Here is a 16,480-nt window from a genome sequence, read left to right on the forward strand (position 1 = left end):
AGGGGGTGCTCCTAAAGGTCTAAAAACCTAAAAACCTAAAATCCAAGACTGGATAGCAAATCGTCCACATCGTCCTGACCGGACACAACGTCTTCTCTTTTATCGGCATGAATCTGCGGACCTTCACCCTGAGAGAGATGTTTTTGCGGATCTTTTTCTGCAAGCATCGCTTCACGGTCATGTTCGATGCCCGCAAAGCGGTCCACCTGACTGGCCATAAGCACGAGCTTGAGCAGGTTGCTTTCAACTTCGGTGACCAATTGGGTCACACGCTTGATCACCTGACCGGTGAGGTCCTGGTAATCCTGAGCGAGCAGGATGTCGTTGAGGTTGCTCGACACAACGCGATTGTCTTCGCTGCTGCGTGTCAGGAAACCGTCGACTCGCCGGGCCAGCTCGCGGAACTCTTCAGCCCCGACTTCGCGACGCATGAACCGTCCCCAGTCGGTGCTCAAGGCCTGGGCTTCGTTGCTCAGGCCATTGACCAGCGGCGTGGCGTTTTCCACCAAGTCCATGGTGCGGTTGGCGGCAGCCTCGGTCAGCTTGACTACATAACCCAGACGCTCGGTGGCATCCGTGATCTGCGAGACTTCCTCGGCTTGCGGCATGTGCGGGTCAATCTGGAAATTGACGATCGCGCTATGCAGTTCGCGAGTGAGCTTTCCCACTTCCTGATACAGGCCACGGTCACGGGTCTGATTGAGCTCATGGATCAGTTGCACAGCGTCGCCAAACCTGCCTTTTTCAAGGCTTTCGACCAGTTCGACCGCGTGTTTTTTCAGAGTCGATTCGAAATCGCCCTGTGAAGACTCGTTATGCTCCATAGCTCCCCCGTGGCGCAGTGGCTTCGCACATCAACCGATGCGTTCGAAGATCTTTTCAATCTTGTCTTTCAACGCCTGAGCCGTGAAGGGCTTGACCACATAGCCGTTAACACCGGCCTGGGCTGCCTCGATGATCTGCTCGCGCTTGGCTTCAGCGGTCACCATCAGCACCGGCAGGTGCTTGAGCTTTTCATCGGCACGCACGTGGCGCAGCAGGTCGATACCGGTCATGCCAGGCATGTTCCAGTCTGTTACCAGAAAGTCGATGCTGCCGCTGTTGAGAACCGGAATGGCTGTAGTGCCATCGTCGGCCTCGACCGTGTTGGTGAACCCAAGGTCACGCAACAGGTTTTTAATGATCCGCCGCATCGTTGAGAAGTCATCAACGATGAGGATTTTCATGTTCTTGTCCAATTCGACCTCCAAGCAGTCTTAAACGCGCCCAGGACCTGGACGCGCCATTTCAATCAATCCGGCAAAGCACTCAATGACTGTCTGGAGCACAACAGATCGGGACCGGTAAGGATCAACACCCCACCAGCCGCGTTCGCAGTGTCCCCACACTGCCTTCAGCGCGCTCGCCACTCCCCCAAACGCCCCCGCAAACGGGCCGCGCACTGGCTGTGTAACTGGCTGACCCGAGATTCGCTGACCCCCAGGACCTCACCGATTTCCTTGAGATTCAACTCTTCGTCGTAGTACAGCGCCAACACCAGTCGCTCACGCTCCGGCAAATTGGCAATCGCGTCCGCCAGCGCCGCCTGGAAGCGTTCATCTTCCAGATCGCGTGACGGCTCGAGATGAGCACTGGCGCCATCCTCGTGCAGCCCTTCGTGTTCGCCGTCCTGCAACAGATCGTCGAAACTGAATAACCGGCTGCCCAGGGTGTCGTTCAAAATCCCGTAATAATCGTCGAGACTCAATTGGAGTTCGGCCGCAACCTCGTGATCTTTAGCGTCACGGCCGGTTTTAGCTTCAATAGAGCGAATGGCGTCGCTGACCATCCGGGTATTGCGGTGGACCGAACGTGGCGCCCAGTCCCCCTTGCGTACTTCGTCGAGCATCGCGCCACGGATTCGTATGCCCGCGTACGTCTCGAAACTCGCGCCTTTGCTGGCGTCGTATTTGGTCGACACTTCAAGCAGGCCGATCATCCCGGCCTGGATCAGATCTTCCACCTGAACACTGGCTGGCAGACGCGCCAGCAAGTGGTAGGCAATGCGTTTAACCAGTGGCGCGTAACGCTCGATCAGCTCGTACTGCGCGTCACGTGCCGACTTCTTGTAGAGGTTGTAGCCACTGGCTGTCATAGCACAGGTCCTGCGGTTTGTTGCACGAGACGCTCGACGAAAAACTCCAGGTGCCCACGCGGGTTGGCAGGCAGCGGCCAGGTATCGACCTTCTGTGCAATGGCCTTGAACGCCAGTGAGCACTTGGACCGAGGGAAGGCTTCGTAGACGGCGCGCTGCTTCTGCACAGCCTTGCGCACACTTTCGTCGTAAGGCACCGCGCCGACGTATTGTAAGGCGACGTCAAGGAAGCGATCCGTGACCTTGGTCAACTTGGCGAACAGGTTGCGACCTTCCTGCGGGCTCTGGGCCATGTTGGCCAGGACGCGGAAGCGGTTCATGCCGTAATCGCGGTTCAGCAGTTTGATCAGTGCGTAGGCATCTGTGATCGAGGTCGGTTCGTCGCAGACCACCAGCAAGACTTCTTGCGCTGCGCGAACGAAACTGACGACCGAGTCACCAATGCCCGCAGCGGTGTCGATCACCAGCACGTCGAGGTTGTCGCCGATATCGCTGAACGCCTGGATCAGGCCGGCGTGTTGGGCCGGGCTTAAATGAACCATGCTCTGCGTGCCGGACGCGGCCGGGACGATGCGGATGCCGCCGGGGCCCTGCAACAGTACGTCGCGCAGCTCGCAGCGGCCTTCGATCACGTCGGCCAAAGTACGTTTGGGTGTCAGTCCCAGCAGGACGTCGACGTTCGCCAGCCCCAGATCAGCGTCCAGCAGCATGACGCGCCGGCCGAGCTCAGCTAGAGCCAGGGACAAGTTCACTGACACGTTAGTCTTCCCGACGCCACCTTTGCCGCCGGTCACCGCGATCACCTGTACGGGATGCATGCTGCCCATGAATTTTCTTTACCTTGTCTTACTTAGACGGAGGCCACATTACTGGCTGCGCGCTCACTAACTGAACAATGCATGGCAGACCATCGATGTAGGTACAAAAACTGTTCATTAATACCTCAGCCGACCTGCTTGGTCGGGCTGTGGTAAATATCAGCGAACATGTCAGCCATGGCTTCTTCGCTGGGTTCTTCTTGCATTTGCACGCTTACGGCGCGACTGACCAACTGATGACGACGCGGTAGATGCAAATCATCCGGAATCCGCGGGCCATCGGTCAGGTAGGCCACCGGCAATTCATGACTGATGGCCAGGCTCAACACCTCGCCCAGACTTGCCGTTTCATCCAGTTTAGTCAGGATGCAGCCAGCAAGCCCACAACGCTTGTAACTGTGATAAGCGGCCGTTAGAACCTGTTTCTGGCTGGTGGTTGCCAAAACCAGATAATTTTTTGATTTGATGCCACGACCGGCCAGGCTTTCGAGCTGCATGCGCAGTGCCGGATCGCTGGCCTGAAGGCCCGCGGTATCGATCAGCACCACGCGTTTGCGCAACAAAGGCTCCAGCGCCTGCACCAGCGATTGGCCCGGATCGACATGCGTCACCGACACATTGAGGATCCGGCCCAACGTCTTGAGTTGTTCCTGAGCACCAATACGGTAGCTGTCCATGCTGACCAGCGCGATATTCTGTGCGCCGTACTTGAGCACGTAACGGGCAGCGAGCTTGGCCAGGGTGGTGGTCTTGCCCATGCCGGCAGGGCCGACCATGGCAATCACGCCGCCCTCTTCCAGAGGCTCGACTTCCGGTGTGACGATCATCCGTGCCAGGTGTGCCAGCAACATGCGCCAGGCCTGACGAGGTTCTTCAATATCGGTAATCAACGCCAGCAAATCACGCGACAACGGGCCGGACAGACCGATGCGTTGCAGGCGACGCCAAAGATTGGCCTGGGCCGGACGGCTGCCTTGCAGCTGATTCCAGGCCAGGGAGCCGAGTTGCACTTCCATCAGTTCGCGCAAGCTGTTGAGTTCGAAACGCATCGAGTCGAACGCCCGTGGGTCGACGCCACCGGAGGCAGGTGCCGCAGCGGGTGCAGGACGACGGGGTTCGGTGTAGGTCGGTTCGATCAGCGGCTCGGCGGCGGTCAGTGGCAGGCCGGCGAACAATTGGCGATTGGTGGACTTATCGCTCTCGCCGTCGCTGCGCAGGCTCAGTTCAGCCTGGGCGGTGACGATCCGCGATTGGGTCTTGCGCAGCTCGTCTTCGAGTTCCATGTTCGGAACGCGCGGAGCCAGCGCCGACAACTTGTAATCCAGGGCAGCCGTCAGCTCGACACCACCGGCGATCCGGCGGTTGCCAATGATGGCGGCATCAGCGCCAAGCTCATCACGAACCAGTTTCATGGCCTGACGCATATCGGCGGCGAAAAAACGCTTAACTTGCATAAACCACTACCTCAGCCGTTGGGCCCTACTGTCGCAACGATGGTCACTTGCTTGTTGTCAGGAATTTCCTGGTAAGCCAACACATGCAAACCCGGGACTGCCAATCGGCCGAATCGCGACAGCATCGCGCGAACCGGACCGGCTACCAGCAGAATCACCGGCTGACCTTGCATTTCCTGACGCTGCGCCGCATCGATCAACGAGCGCTGCAGTTTCTCAGCCATGCTTGGCTCCAGCAGAACACCCTCTTCCGAGCCTTGTCCTGCCTTCTGAAGACTATTGAGCAATATTTGTTCCAACCTTGGCTCCAGGGTGATCACTGGTAGCTCGGAGTCAGTCCCTACAATGCTTTGGACGATTGCGCGAGATACGCCGACGCGCACCGCGGCCACCAGCGCGGCAGTATCTTGACTCTTGCTGGCATTGTTTGCGATGGCTTCGGCAATGCTGCGAATGTCCCGTACTGGCACCTGTTCGGCCAGCAATGCCTGCAATACTTTGAGCAGCTGCGACAGAGACACCACACCAGGCACCAGCTCTTCGGCCAGTTTTGGTGAGCTTTTGGCCAACAATTGCATGAGTTGCTGCACTTCTTCGTGACCGATCAACTCGCTCGAGTGCTTGTACAGAATCTGGTTCAAGTGGGTTGCCACTACCGTACTGGCATCGACCACGGTGTAACCGAGGGATTGCGCCTGGGCACGCTGGCTGATTTCGATCCAGACCGCCTCCAGACCGAAAGCCGGATCTTTGGCGGTAATGCCGTTGAGCGTACCGTAGACCTGCCCCGGGTTGATCGCCAGTTCGCGGTCCGGGTAAATTTCCGCCTCGGCCAGGATCACCCCCATCAGGGTCAGGCGGTAGGCGCTCGGCGCCAGGTCGAGGTTGTCACGGATATGCACAGTCGGCATCAGAAAGCCCAGGTCCTGGGACAGCTTCTTGCGCACGCCCTTGATCCGCGCCAGCAACTGACCACCCTGATTGCGGTCCACCAGCGGAATCAGCCGGTAGCCGACTTCCAGGCCGATCATGTCGATCGGGGTGACGTCATCCCAGCCAAGCTCCTTGGTTTCCTGAGCGCGAGCCGGCGATGGCAGCAGCTCCTGTTGACGCTTGACCTCTTGCAGGGCCTGAACCTTGACCACGTTCTGCTTCTTCCAGAACAGGTACGCGCCGCCAGCCGCCAGGGCTGCCATGCTGAGAAAGGAAAAGTGCGGCATGCCCGGCACGAGGCCCATCACCGCCATCAAACCCGCCGCCACGGCCAACGCTTTGGGCGAGGCGAACATCTGGCGATTGATCTGCTTGCCCATGTCTTCCGAACCGGAAGCACGGGTCACCATGATCGCTGCAGCTGTAGATAAAAGCAGTGATGGCAATTGCGCCACCAAACCGTCACCGATGGTCAACAAGGCGTACACCCGACCGGCATCGCCGAAGGTCATGCCGTGCTGGAAGATACCGACCGCCATGCCGCCGATCAGGTTGATGAACAGAATCAGCAGGCCGGCAATGGCGTCACCGCGAACGAACTTGCTGGCACCGTCCATGGAACCGTAGAACTCGGCTTCCTGGGCCACTTCCATCCGGCGCAGTTTGGCCTGGTTCTGGTCGATCAGGCCGGCGTTCAAGTCTGCGTCGATGGCCATTTGTTTACCGGGCATCGCGTCGAGGGTGAAGCGTGCACTCACCTCGGAAATCCGCCCGGCACCCTTGGTCACCACGACGAAGTTGATGATCATCAAAATCGCGAAGACGACGATACCGACCACGTAGTTGCCGCCGATCACCACCTCACCGAACGCCTGGATCACCTTACCGGCGGAGGCGTGACCGTCCTGACCGTGAAGCATCACCACCCGCGTGGAGGCCACGTTCAGCGCCAGGCGCAACAGAGTCGCCACCAGCAGAATGGTCGGGAACACCGCGAAATCCAGCGGCCGCAACGCGTAAACACAGACCAGCAACACCACGATCGACAAGGCAATGTTGAACGTGAAGAACACGTCCAGCAGGAACGGCGGGATCGGCAACATCATCATCGCCAGCATGACCAGCAGCAACAGCGGCACACCCAGATTGCCCCGACTTAAGTCGGCAACGTTTGTGCGTGCAGTGTTGAATAACTGAGAGCGATCCACCGGTTTTCCCCGTTCCTTTAAAGCAAACTTTTGACGCCGAAAGCAGGCGCAGAGCGGCTATTGCAAGAAGCCTTCCAACTTTTGCCGAGGCGGGAAATAGAGGGGTGTAATGAGCTTTTGTAGCAGCTGTCGAGCCTGCGAGGCTGCGTTCGAGCCGGGGTCACGCTCGACCGAAGTCCTCGCAGGATTTAACGACTGCTTCGCAGCCGGACGCAGCCTCGCAGGCTCGACAGCTGCTACAGGTTTCAGGAATCGCGCCGCAAATCCGGCGGGATCGGCAGGTCGTCCTTGAGCGGATCCGGGCGTTTGCCCTTGCCGGCGCGGTGCTGGCGGATCTGGTAGACGTAAGCGAGCACCTGGGCGACGGCAAGGTAGAGCCCGCCGGGAATTTCCTGGTCAAGCTCGGTTGAGTAGTAAATCGAACGCGCCAGTGCCGGCGACTCAAGCAGGAGCACTTCGTTGGCCACAGCGATTTCACGGATCTTCAAGGCAAGGAAGTCACCGCCCTTGGCAATCAGCATCGGCGCCCCACCCTTGTCCGGATCGTACTTGAGCGCTACGGCGTAGTGAGTCGGGTTGGTGATCACCACATCAGCGTCGGGGATCGCCGCCATCATCCGGCGTTGGGACACTTCGCGCTGCAACTGCTTGATCCGTTGCTTGACCTCCGGCTTACCTTCCGAGTCCTTGTATTCGTCACGCACTTCCTGCTTGGTCATCAGCAGTTTCTTGTGGCTTTCCCAAAGCTGCACCGGCACGTCCACCGCAGCGATGATGATTAGCCCACAGGACATCCATAACGTACTCCAGCCCACCACCTGCAAGCAGTGAATGATGGCCAGCTCCAACGGCTCGTGGGCGATGCGTATCAGGTCATCAATGTCTGACGACAACACCATCAGCGCCACGGCCAGGACGATCAAAAACTTCGCAAACGCCTTAAGCAGCTCCGCCACCGCCTTGAACGAAAACATTCGCTTGAGGCCGGCGGCAGGGTTCATCCGACTGAATTTCGGCGCCAGGGAACCCGCTGCGAATAGCCATCCACCAAGGGAAATTGGCCCGATCAACGCTGCCAGCACCAGGGTGATCATGATCGGCTGAATCGCCAGCAAGGCTGTCAGCCCCGAATTCAACAGGTAAATGCTCATGGAGCGCTGATCGAGAATGACTTCACGCGACAGTGAGAAACTCTGCCGCATCAATTCCATCAAGTCTTGCGCCAGCGCCCCGCCGAAAATCAGCAGCGCACCGGAACCTGCCAACATGATCGCCAGCGTGTTGAGCTCTTTGGAGCGCGCAATTTCGCCTTTCTCGCGAGATTCCTTTTTACGCTTCTCCGTGGGGTCTTCTGTTTTGTCCTGACCGCTTTCGCTCTCAGCCATGACTCAGCGCGCCCGTGCCAGTTCGCGTAACAACTGCAAGGCCTCGGAGGCCAGCGGTTGATACTGATTAATAATGTCCGCCAGTCCGACCCAGACGATGAACAGCCCAAGCACCAGCGTCAGCGGGAAGCCTATAGAAAAGATGTTCAGCTGTGGCGCAGCCCGGGTCATCACGCCAAAGGCAATGTTGACCACCAGCAACGCAGTGATCGCCGGCAACACCAGCAACAGCGCGGCACCGAGGACCCAGCCGAGCTTGCCGGCCAGCTCCCAGAAATGATTGACCATCAACCCGCTACCGACCGGCAGCGTAGTGAAGCTTTCGGTAAGGACTTCGAACACCACCAGATGGCCGTTCATGGACAGGAACAACAGCGTCACCAGCATGGTGAAGAACTGCCCGATCACCGCCACCGAGACGCCGTTGGTAGGGTCGACCATCGAAGCGAAGCCCATGCCCATCTGAATGGAAACGATCTGACCTGCGACCACAAAGGCCTGGAAGAACAGCTGCAAGGAGAAACCCAACACTGCACCGACGAGGATCTGCTCGGCAATCAGCAGCAACCCGCTCAAGTCCAGCGCATTGACCGGCGGCATCGGCGGCAGGCCGGGAGCGATGACCAACGTAATCGCCAGGGCGAAGTAAAGGCGCACTCGCGTGGGCACCAGGCTCGTGCCGAAAACCGGCATGACCATCAGCAAGGCACCGATACGAAACAGCGGCAGCATGAACGTCGCGACCCAGGTACTGATCTGGGTATCGGTCAGCTGGAGCAGCGACATGGTTTAGCCGATGACCTGAGGAATACTGCCGTACAACTGCAGGATGTATTCCATGAAGGTCTGCACCAGCCACGGACCGGCAACAATCAGCGTCACCAGCATCACCAGCAGGCGCGGCAGGAAGCTCAGGGTCTGTTCGTTGATCTGCGTAGCGGCCTGGAACATCGCCACCAACAGACCCACGAGCAAACTCGGAATCACCAGCACGGCAACCATCATGGTGGTCAGCCACAGTGCTTCCCGGAAGATGTCTACCGCAACTTCTGGCGTCATGGCGATACACCGCCGAAGCTGCTCGCCAGCGTACCGATGATCAACGCCCAGCCATCCACCAGCACGAACAGCATGATCTTGAATGGCAGGGAAATGATCAGCGGCGAGAGCATCATCATGCCCATGGCCATCAGGACACTGGCCACGACCAGGTCGATGATCAGGAACGGAATGAAGATCATGAAACCGATCTGGAACGCGGTCTTCAGCTCGGAGGTGACGAACGCGGGAACCAGAATCGTCAGCGGTGCCTGATCCGGCGACGCGATATCAGTGCGCTTGGACAAGCGCATGAACAACTCCAGATCGCTGCTACGAGTCTGGGCGAGCATGAAATCCTTGATCGGCACCTGAGCCTTGGCCACGGCATCTTGAGCGGTGAGTTTCTCCGCCAGATAGGGCTGCAAGGCATCCTGATTAACCCGGTCGAATACCGGCGCCATGATGAACAGGGTCAGGAACAGCGCCATGCCCGTGAGGATCTGGTTCGACGGCGTTTGTTGCAAGCCGAGGGCCTGACGCAGGATCGAGAAGACGATGATGATCCGGGTGAAACTGGTCATCAGCATGACGAACGCCGGGATAAAACTCAGCGCTGTCATGATCAGCAGGATTTGCAGGCTGACCGAATACTCCTGAGCGCCGTCGGCATTGGTACCCAGGGTAATCGCCGGGATCGACAACGGATCGGCGGCGAACGCCAACGGCGCGGCCAGCATCAGGGCCAGCGTCAAGACGATGCGTAGCGCACCCATTACTTCTTATCCTTATGATCCTTGCCCATCAGTTCCATCAGGCGCTGGGCAAACTCGGGGGTCGCTTTTTCAGTCCCGCTGGGTACTTGCACCGGCTCCTTGAGCACGTGCAACGCGGTGATGGTGCCGGGGCTCAAGCCAAGCAGAATCTGCTCGTTGCCGACCTGCACCAGCATCAGACGGTCACGCGGGCCCAGCGCGCGGGAACCGATCAGTTCGATCACCTGCCCTTTGCCGGCCGGTCCGGCCTGCTGGACCCGTCGCAGCAACCAGGCGAGGAAGAAGATCAACCCCAGCACCAGCAGCAAACCAAACACCAACTGCGTCAATTGCCCGGCCACACCGCTGCTGACCGCGGGCGCAGCGGCGCTGGCAGCCGTCGCCACCGGCTCGGCAGCCATAACGCTGAACGGCAACGCCAGCACAAACCCCAGAACCTTTTTCACTCAGCGCAGCTTCTTGATGCGTTCGCTTGGGCTGATCACGTCGGTCAGGCGGATGCCGAACTTCTCGTTGACCACCACCACTTCACCGTGAGCGATGAGCGTGCCGTTGACCAGCACGTCCAGCGGTTCACCGGCCAGACGATCGAGCTCGATCACCGACCCCTGGTTAAGCTGCAACAGGTTACGGATGTTGATATCAGTGCTGCCAACTTCCATGGAAATCGACACCGGGATATCGAGAATCACGTCCAGGTTCGGACCGTCGAGGGTGACCGGATCGTTATTTTTCGGCACGCTGCCGAACTCTTCCATCGGCAGACGGTTGGACGGCGAACTGGCGGCGTCGGCAGCCAGCAAGGCGTCGATGTCGTCCTGCCCGGCGTCGCCGGTTTCTTCCAGGGCCGCAGCCCATTCATCGGCCAGCGCCTGGTCGTCCTGGGTGTTCATATCGTTAGCCATCAATTTGTCCTCGGCGGGCATCCATTCAATCAGGAGCCCTCAGTTAAAAGCACAGGGGGTTTTGGAGCGCCGGTCAGCGGCGCTCGATCGGCTCGATCACTTGCAACGCGAGGTTGCCTTTGTGCGACCCCATCTTGACCTTGAACGCAGGCACGCCGTTGGCGCGCATGATCATCTCATCCGGCATCTCGACCGGGATAATGTCTCCCGGCTGCATGTGCAAAATGTCCCGCAGGCGCAACTGGCGACGGGCAACTGTGGCACCGATCGGTACGTCAACGTCCAGCACGTCCTGGCGCAAGGCATTGACCCAGCGCTCGTCCTGATCGTCGAGGTCCGACTGGAAGCCGGCGTCGAGCATTTCGCGCACTGGCTCAATCATCGAGTACGGCATGGTCACGTGCAGATCGCCGCCACCGCCATCGAGTTCGATGTGGAAGGTCGACACCACAATGGCTTCGCTCGGACCGACGATGTTGGCCATGGCCGGGTTCACTTCCGAGTTGATGTACTCGAAGTTCACTTCCATGATCGCCTGCCAGGCTTCCTTCAAATCGACGAATGCCTGCTCCAGCACCATGCGCACCACACGCAGTTCCGTGGGGGTGAATTCACGCCCTTCGATCTTCGCGTGACGGCCGTCGCCGCCGAAGAAGTTGTCTACCAGTTTGAACACCAGTTTGGCGTCGAGGATGAACAACGCGGTGCCGCGCAACGGTTTGATCTTGACCAGGTTGAGGCTGGTCGGCACGTACAGCGAGTGCACGTATTCGCCGAACTTCATCACCTGCACGCCACCGACGGCAACATCCGCCGAGCGGCGCAGCATGTTGAACATGCTGATGCGGGTGTAACGGGCGAAACGCTCGTTGATCATTTCCAGGGTCGGCATGCGTCCACGGACGATGCGATCCTGGCTGGTCAGGTCGTAGCTTTTGACACTGCCGGGTTCAGCAGCGGTATCGGTCTGTACCAGACCATCGTCGACGCCATGCAACAGCGCATCGATCTCATCCTGGGACAGCAGGTCCTGCACGGCCATGTCGTGTTCCTACTGCAGTACGAAATTAGTGAAAAGCAACTGTTCGATGACCACTTTGCCGAGTTCTTTCTGCGCCACTTCCTGGACGCTGGCCGTGGCTTTCTGACGCAACATTTCCTGGCCGACCGGCGACGCCAGGGTGGCGAAGTCTTGCCCGGAGAACAGCATGACCAGGTTATTGCGGATGACAGGCATGTGAACTTTGAGCGCTTCCAGATCGGCTTGATTGCGACCCTGCATGGTGATGCTCACCTGCATGTAGCGCTGACGACCGTTCTGGTTGTAGTTAGCCACGAAGGCCGGCGCCATGGGCTCGAAAATCGCTGGCTGCTTGCCGACCGGGGCGGTTTCAGCCGCGGCGGCAGGCTTGCTCTGGGCGCTGTGCATGAAGAACCAGGTCGCCCCCACGGACAAGCCGATCGCCAGCAGCAGGGCCACCACGATCACAATGATCAGCTTGAGTTTGCCTTTGGTTGCGGGGTCTTTTACTGCTGCTTCGCTCTTCGCCATGCCAATAATCCGTCACTATTCGGGTTTTCACAGTCGCACGGCAAGGCAAGAGCAAGTGTTATGCCAGAAGTGTCTGAAGGAAAACTGGAAGGACTGTTTGATCGTTCCCACGCTCTGCGTGGGAATGCAGCCCGTGACGCTCCGCGTCACATTGCAAGAGCGGACGCGGAGCGTCCATTGAGGCATTCCCACGCAGAGCGTGGGAACGATCGGACACAGGGATCGGTGTCGGGCTTTATCAGGCGTAGTAGTCGACGGCGCTGGAGCCAATCACGCTGGTGGTGCTGGCCGCTACTTCGGCAGCTGTTGGCGCAAGCTCTTCGTCCATGGAATCGAGACGACCACCGCTGGCGTTGGTGCGTCCCCCCTGGCTTTGGCCCTGCTGAGCCTGTTCCTGCCCTTGGCCCTGCCAGCCACGGGACTGGTCGGACACATTGACGTCAACCTGGCCCATGCCCTGCTGCGCAAACATGTCACGCAAGCGATGCATCTGCCCGTCCAGCGCTTCGCGAACACTTGGATGGGCGCTCATGAACGTCACTTGGGTCTGCTGATCCGGAACCATATTCACCCGAATGTCCAGCCGCCCCAGTTCAGCCGGTTGCAACTGGATGTCGGCGGCCTTGAGATTGGCACTGGACAGGTACATGACCCGATTCACTACCTCTTCGGTCCAGCCGCTCTGATGCATGGCGATCGGTTGGTTCACCGGCAATGCGTTGGCGGTTTTCGGCGTCGCCGCCTGGGTCAGCGCCGCCAGACGGTTGGCGAAATCGTCGACCCGGGTATCGCTGCTCGCGGACTTCAGGTCCTTGAGACCGTCATCGATAAGACCACCAAAAGCCTTGTCGCCGCCCTGGCCGGTGCTGTCCTTGTCGGCTTGAACATCGAGCATGCTCGCCATGCCGGTGGCGAAATTCTGCGCCGAGGTCGGCTCGCCGTCGGCCTGGGCCTGGGCAGAGGTCGGTGCCGCTTTGGGCTGAGCCTGACTCGCAGCCGAAATATGGCCGCCCTGCTCCATGGCCATACGCACGGCCGGCAACGCATCGAGAGGATCCGCTTCGGGATCGAAATCGCTTTGCGCCGTTGCAGCAGCAACTGGCGCCGCCGTCACTGCCACAGCAACAGCAACAGGCGCTTCGACCTGCGGCTGCACGGTGACGACCACTGGCGGGGCTTCCTGAACGGGGGTTGCCACCACTGGCTGTAACGGTGGCAGTAACGAAGGATCAAGGGTTGGATCAACCGGTGCGGTGTCGACTACCGGCGTTTCGGCAGCCTCCGACGCATCATCGCTGGCAGTCTTGTCGTCAGCCTGCGCCGGCTTATCGGCGGGCAAGGATTTGCCGCTATCGGCAACCGCAGGTTCCGGGGCGGCAGACTTGTCGTTGCTGACGTCCTTTTTGTCGGGGCTGTCCGGCGCTTTATCGCGTATCGGCTTGGCCGATCCATCACCCACCGTAGAGGGTTTGTTCCGGGCTTGATTGGCGTAGACCTGAGCGAAGCTGGATGCCTTGTCCCCAGGCTCAGCGACCAGCGCCGGTGTATTGGCGGAAGCGGCTTGAGTCTTGGCCTGCGCGGCGGCCTGAAGAAGCATATTGGGGGTAACGGGCATGGAACGGTCTCCGCTGCACTGGGATCGTAGTTACAGTTGACGGAGATTAGTGCAAAGGTCGCGCCAGGTTTGAGTGACAGGCGCTAAAAGCGCCGGACGGTCTCATTGGCAGAGAGGGAACGCTGACGCTCCGCCTCATAGAGAGGTCGGACGATGGCGAATTCGCCGTCAATTTCCTCGATCAGCTTTTCGATGCCAGCGAGGTTTTTTTGCTTGGCGCGTTGCTCTAGCTCATGGCACAGCTCAGCCAGGCGAATGGCGCCCATGTTGCTGCTGCTACCCTTGAAACTATGGGCAGCATTCATGAGTTGCGCGGCATCTTCAGCCTTTCGCAAGATGCGTAAACGCTCTTCGGAATCGGCGAGAAAGGTATCCAGCAACGTCGGATACTCATCCTCCATGACCTCTTGCAACGCGTTCAGTATGTCGCGGTCCAGGTGTGTGTCAGCCACTTGCTCACTCCTTGATCAAGAATGCGTGGATTATGCCAGAGCCTCCCAGAAAAACTCCACGCGGGCACTTCGACCATCGTCGGACCAACTCGCATTGTGGCCCAGTTGACGGATCAGACTGACGCCACGTCCCGACAGACGGACACCATCGACGGGCAGCTCCATCACTCGCGCAACATCGAAACCCTTGCCGCTGTCTTCAACCCGAATAGTCAGGCACCCGCCCTCGCCCTTGGGTGTCACCTGCAAATGCACCCGCACGAAGCCGTCCTGCAACTCGTCCAGGCGTGTATTGCGTTGTTGATAATAGCGGGTAAAACCCGAGGCATCGCGCTTGAGCGCCGAATCCAGCCCCAGCACTCCATGCTCCAGGGCATTGGAATACAGTTCGGCCAACACACTGTAGAGCGCCCCGCTCTGAGCCCGCAGACCGTGGACCTCAAGCAGCAATTGCAGAAGATACGGCAGCGGATTGAAGCGTTTGAGCGTGGCGGCGCGAAATTCGAAACTCACTGACCAGTCCAGCGGGCAGGACTGACCACTGTCGGAATACACCAGCGCCGGCGGGCTCAGTTGTGCGGCCTCCAGCAGACTGACCTCGACCATGCTCACGTCATCACGGGCCTCGCCGCGAAAGTCCCGTAACGCCTGTTCGATCTCTTCGAACAACTCATCAGGCTGACGATTGGCCGCAAACACCTGCTGCAATCGCTCCACACCAAACAACTGTTCGTTGGCATCGCAGGTATCGATCACCCCGTCGGACAACAGGAAGACCCGATCCCCGACCGCCATCGGAAACACCTCGGTGCGGTCATCAAAGGATTGCGGGCTCAGCACGCCGAGCGGCAAATGCCGAGCCATCAGCGGCGTTCGCTCACCGCTGGCGATGCTGTGCAGATAACCGTCCGGCATCCCGCCGTTCCAGACCTCCACCGAACGTCGCTGAAAACTCAGGCACAGCAGCGTTGCACAACAGAACATGTCCACCGGCAGGATGCGCTTGAGCTTGGCATTCATTTCGCGCAGGGTTTCGGACAGCCCGTAACCCTTGGCGGTCATGCCATAGAAGACTTCGGCCAGGGGCATGGCACCGACCGCGGCCGGCAAACCGTGACCGGTAAAATCGCCGAGCAGCACATGCATGTCGCCAGCCGGGGTGAACGCGGCCAGCAGCAGATCGCCGTTGAACAACGCATAGGGCGATTGCAGGTAGCGAATATTCGGTGCACTCAGACAGCCGGAGTGGGCCACCTTGTCGAACACGGCCTTGGCCACGCGCTGCTCGTTGAGCAGGTACTCGTGGTGCCTGGCGATCTGGTCGCGCTGCTGCAACACCGTGGCCTGCAACCGTCGCAAGCGATCCATCGCCTTGATCTTGGCGGCGAGGATCACCTGGTTGTAGGGTTTTGCCAGAAAATCGTCGCCCCCGGCCTCCAGACAGCGGGCCAGCGCTTCGCTTTCGGTCAGCGAGGTGAGGAAGATGATCGGCACCAGGGTTTCCCCGGCCAATACCTTGATCTGCCGCGCCGCCTCGAAACCGTCCATCACTGGCATCATCGCGTCCATGAGCACCAGTTGCGGTCGCTGCTGGCGAAACGCTTCAACGGCTTCAGCACCGTTGGCGGCCGTTAGCACCTCATGCCCCTGGCGACGGACGATGGTCGACAGCAGCATGCGATCAGCCGCGCTGTCTTCGGCGATCAGGATCGTCAGCAGTTCGAACGGCGACTGCATGCCGTTCAACTGATGTCGAACAGTTTGTCGAAATTGGAGATGGCGAGGATCTTCTTCACGTCGGTACTGCTGTTGACGACGCGAATATCGGAATTGTCGCCACCAGCGTGATCACGCAGCAAGAGCAACATGCCCAGCGCCGAACTGTCGAGGTAGGTCGCTTCTTTCAAGTCGACGACAACTGCGGAGAGTTTCTTGTCCTCATAGGACTCGCGAAATTCCTGATGCTTGGCGAAATCGAATCGTCCCTTGACCGATATCGTCAGCTTTTGCCCATCTTGGGAGACTTCTGTAACGACTGGCATTTAACGGCTTCCTTGTCATTGGTGAACGTACGTGTACAAGGTTTAGCACTTGGCTGGGGCTGGAGCAAGATCAAAAGATCGTCCGAACGCGGCCCGAACCTGCGGCAGCTCCAGAACCGGGTTTGCACGCGTTCAATGTAGGGGCTGCCGCAGGCTGCGATATTTTCG

18 protein-coding genes are annotated in these 16,480 nt (G+C 59.2%); all 18 read right to left on the bottom strand.

From position 1 onward, the window contains the following. Nucleotides 1-35: 35 nt before the first annotated feature. Nucleotides 36-824: a protein phosphatase CheZ gene (locus CKW16_RS06870; RefSeq protein WP_046046370.1), complete on the bottom strand. Its 789-nt coding sequence runs from the start codon at nucleotides 822-824 to the stop codon at nucleotides 36-38. 30 nt (nucleotides 825-854) lie between these two features. Next, the gene (locus CKW16_RS06875; protein WP_024012118.1) at nucleotides 855-1,226 is read right to left on the bottom strand and encodes a chemotaxis response regulator CheY; all 372 of its coding nucleotides are present in this window, start codon (nucleotides 1,224-1,226) and stop codon (nucleotides 855-857) included. 167 nt (nucleotides 1,227-1,393) lie between these two features. Further along, complete coding sequence (fliA, locus tag CKW16_RS06880; RefSeq protein WP_007894214.1) at nucleotides 1,394-2,134, bottom strand: RNA polymerase sigma factor FliA; 741 nt, start codon at nucleotides 2,132-2,134, stop codon at nucleotides 1,394-1,396. Next, nucleotides 2,131-2,961 carry a flagellar synthesis regulator FleN gene (fleN, locus tag CKW16_RS06885; protein ID WP_008001746.1) on the bottom strand — a complete coding sequence of 277 codons (831 nt, stop codon included), beginning with the start codon at nucleotides 2,959-2,961 and terminating at the stop codon, nucleotides 2,131-2,133. The genes fliA and fleN overlap by 4 nt, the downstream gene beginning before the upstream one ends. Before the next feature lie 116 nt (nucleotides 2,962-3,077). Beyond that, nucleotides 3,078-4,406 (bottom strand): flagellar biosynthesis protein FlhF, encoded by a 1,329-nt coding sequence (gene flhF, locus CKW16_RS06890; protein ID WP_033055998.1) that lies wholly within the window; start codon nucleotides 4,404-4,406, stop codon nucleotides 3,078-3,080. An 11-nt stretch (nucleotides 4,407-4,417) separates the two neighbouring features. Next, nucleotides 4,418-6,547, bottom strand: a complete 2,130-nt coding sequence (gene flhA, locus CKW16_RS06895; protein ID WP_095127765.1) for a flagellar biosynthesis protein FlhA — start codon at nucleotides 6,545-6,547, stop codon at nucleotides 4,418-4,420. 245 nt (nucleotides 6,548-6,792) lie between these two features. After that, on the bottom strand, nucleotides 6,793-7,932 hold the full coding sequence (flhB, locus tag CKW16_RS06900; RefSeq protein WP_095127766.1) for a flagellar biosynthesis protein FlhB: 1,140 nt from the start codon (nucleotides 7,930-7,932) through the stop codon (nucleotides 6,793-6,795). A gap of 3 nt (nucleotides 7,933-7,935) precedes the next feature. Continuing rightward, nucleotides 7,936-8,718, bottom strand: a complete 783-nt coding sequence (gene fliR, locus CKW16_RS06905) for a flagellar biosynthetic protein FliR (RefSeq protein ID WP_095127767.1) — start codon at nucleotides 8,716-8,718, stop codon at nucleotides 7,936-7,938. Between the two features lie 3 nt (nucleotides 8,719-8,721). Next, nucleotides 8,722-8,991 (bottom strand): flagellar biosynthesis protein FliQ, encoded by a 270-nt coding sequence (fliQ, locus tag CKW16_RS06910; protein WP_007948918.1) that lies wholly within the window; start codon nucleotides 8,989-8,991, stop codon nucleotides 8,722-8,724. Further along, on the bottom strand, nucleotides 8,988-9,746 hold the full coding sequence (gene fliP, locus CKW16_RS06915; protein ID WP_007948917.1) for a flagellar type III secretion system pore protein FliP: 759 nt from the start codon (nucleotides 9,744-9,746) through the stop codon (nucleotides 8,988-8,990). Before fliP ends, fliQ begins: the two co-directional genes overlap by 4 nt. Continuing rightward, the gene (gene fliO, locus CKW16_RS06920) at nucleotides 9,746-10,192 is read right to left on the bottom strand and encodes a flagellar biosynthetic protein FliO (RefSeq protein ID WP_095127768.1); all 447 of its coding nucleotides are present in this window, start codon (nucleotides 10,190-10,192) and stop codon (nucleotides 9,746-9,748) included. The genes fliP and fliO overlap by 1 nt, the downstream gene beginning before the upstream one ends. After that, nucleotides 10,193-10,651: a flagellar motor switch protein FliN gene (gene fliN / locus CKW16_RS06925; protein WP_008151080.1), complete on the bottom strand. Its 459-nt coding sequence runs from the start codon at nucleotides 10,649-10,651 to the stop codon at nucleotides 10,193-10,195. A gap of 73 nt (nucleotides 10,652-10,724) precedes the next feature. Then, on the bottom strand, nucleotides 10,725-11,693 hold the full coding sequence (gene fliM, locus CKW16_RS06930; RefSeq protein ID WP_008151077.1) for a flagellar motor switch protein FliM: 969 nt from the start codon (nucleotides 11,691-11,693) through the stop codon (nucleotides 10,725-10,727). A 9-nt stretch (nucleotides 11,694-11,702) separates the two neighbouring features. Next, complete coding sequence (fliL, locus tag CKW16_RS06935) at nucleotides 11,703-12,203, bottom strand: flagellar basal body-associated protein FliL (protein WP_033055987.1); 501 nt, start codon at nucleotides 12,201-12,203, stop codon at nucleotides 11,703-11,705. A gap of 238 nt (nucleotides 12,204-12,441) precedes the next feature. Beyond that, nucleotides 12,442-13,818, bottom strand: coding sequence for a flagellar hook-length control protein FliK (locus tag CKW16_RS06940; protein WP_095127769.1), 1,377 nt, complete (start codon nucleotides 13,816-13,818; stop codon nucleotides 12,442-12,444). A gap of 83 nt (nucleotides 13,819-13,901) precedes the next feature. Continuing rightward, complete coding sequence (locus tag CKW16_RS06945) at nucleotides 13,902-14,270, bottom strand: Hpt domain-containing protein (protein WP_095127770.1); 369 nt, start codon at nucleotides 14,268-14,270, stop codon at nucleotides 13,902-13,904. A gap of 30 nt (nucleotides 14,271-14,300) precedes the next feature. Next, entirely contained in the window at nucleotides 14,301-16,007 is a 1,707-nt protein-coding gene (locus CKW16_RS06950; protein ID WP_095127771.1) for a fused response regulator/phosphatase, read from the bottom strand. Between the two features lie 5 nt (nucleotides 16,008-16,012). Then, the gene (locus CKW16_RS06955) at nucleotides 16,013-16,312 is read right to left on the bottom strand and encodes an STAS domain-containing protein (protein WP_046046382.1); all 300 of its coding nucleotides are present in this window, start codon (nucleotides 16,310-16,312) and stop codon (nucleotides 16,013-16,015) included. Between the last annotated feature and the right edge of the window lie 168 nt (nucleotides 16,313-16,480).

Source organism: Pseudomonas sp. Irchel s3h14 (assembly GCF_900187425.1).
In the GTDB taxonomy this organism is placed as follows: Bacteria; Pseudomonadota; Gammaproteobacteria; order Pseudomonadales; family Pseudomonadaceae; genus Aquipseudomonas.

What these genes read in the sequence shown, in the direction of transcription:
- CKW16_RS06870 (WP_046046370.1), bottom strand. Translation starts at nt 824, where the DNA reads ATGGAGCATAACGAGTCTTCACAGGGCGATTTCGAATCGACTCTGAAA.
- CKW16_RS06875 (WP_024012118.1), bottom strand. Translation starts at nt 1,226, where the DNA reads ATGAAAATCCTCATCGTTGATGACTTCTCAACGATGCGGCGGATCATT.
- fliA (WP_007894214.1), bottom strand. Translation starts at nt 2,134, where the DNA reads ATGACAGCCAGTGGCTACAACCTCTACAAGAAGTCGGCACGTGACGCG.
- fleN (WP_008001746.1), bottom strand. Translation starts at nt 2,961, where the DNA reads ATGGGCAGCATGCATCCCGTACAGGTGATCGCGGTGACCGGCGGCAAA.
- flhF (WP_033055998.1), bottom strand. Translation starts at nt 4,406, where the DNA reads ATGCAAGTTAAGCGTTTTTTCGCCGCCGATATGCGTCAGGCCATGAAA.
- flhB (WP_095127766.1), bottom strand. Translation starts at nt 7,932, where the DNA reads ATGGCTGAGAGCGAAAGCGGTCAGGACAAAACAGAAGACCCCACGGAG.
- fliR (WP_095127767.1), bottom strand. Translation starts at nt 8,718, where the DNA reads ATGTCGCTGCTCCAGCTGACCGATACCCAGATCAGTACCTGGGTCGCG.
- fliQ (WP_007948918.1), bottom strand. Translation starts at nt 8,991, where the DNA reads ATGACGCCAGAAGTTGCGGTAGACATCTTCCGGGAAGCACTGTGGCTG.
- fliP (WP_007948917.1), bottom strand. Translation starts at nt 9,746, where the DNA reads ATGGGTGCGCTACGCATCGTCTTGACGCTGGCCCTGATGCTGGCCGCG.
- fliN (WP_008151080.1), bottom strand. Translation starts at nt 10,651, where the DNA reads ATGGCTAACGATATGAACACCCAGGACGACCAGGCGCTGGCCGATGAA.
- fliM (WP_008151077.1), bottom strand. Translation starts at nt 11,693, where the DNA reads ATGGCCGTGCAGGACCTGCTGTCCCAGGATGAGATCGATGCGCTGTTG.
- fliL (WP_033055987.1), bottom strand. Translation starts at nt 12,203, where the DNA reads ATGGCGAAGAGCGAAGCAGCAGTAAAAGACCCCGCAACCAAAGGCAAA.
- CKW16_RS06940 (WP_095127769.1), bottom strand. Translation starts at nt 13,818, where the DNA reads ATGCCCGTTACCCCCAATATGCTTCTTCAGGCCGCCGCGCAGGCCAAG.
- CKW16_RS06950 (WP_095127771.1), bottom strand. Translation starts at nt 16,007, where the DNA reads ATGCAGTCGCCGTTCGAACTGCTGACGATCCTGATCGCCGAAGACAGC.
- CKW16_RS06955 (WP_046046382.1), bottom strand. Translation starts at nt 16,312, where the DNA reads ATGCCAGTCGTTACAGAAGTCTCCCAAGATGGGCAAAAGCTGACGATA.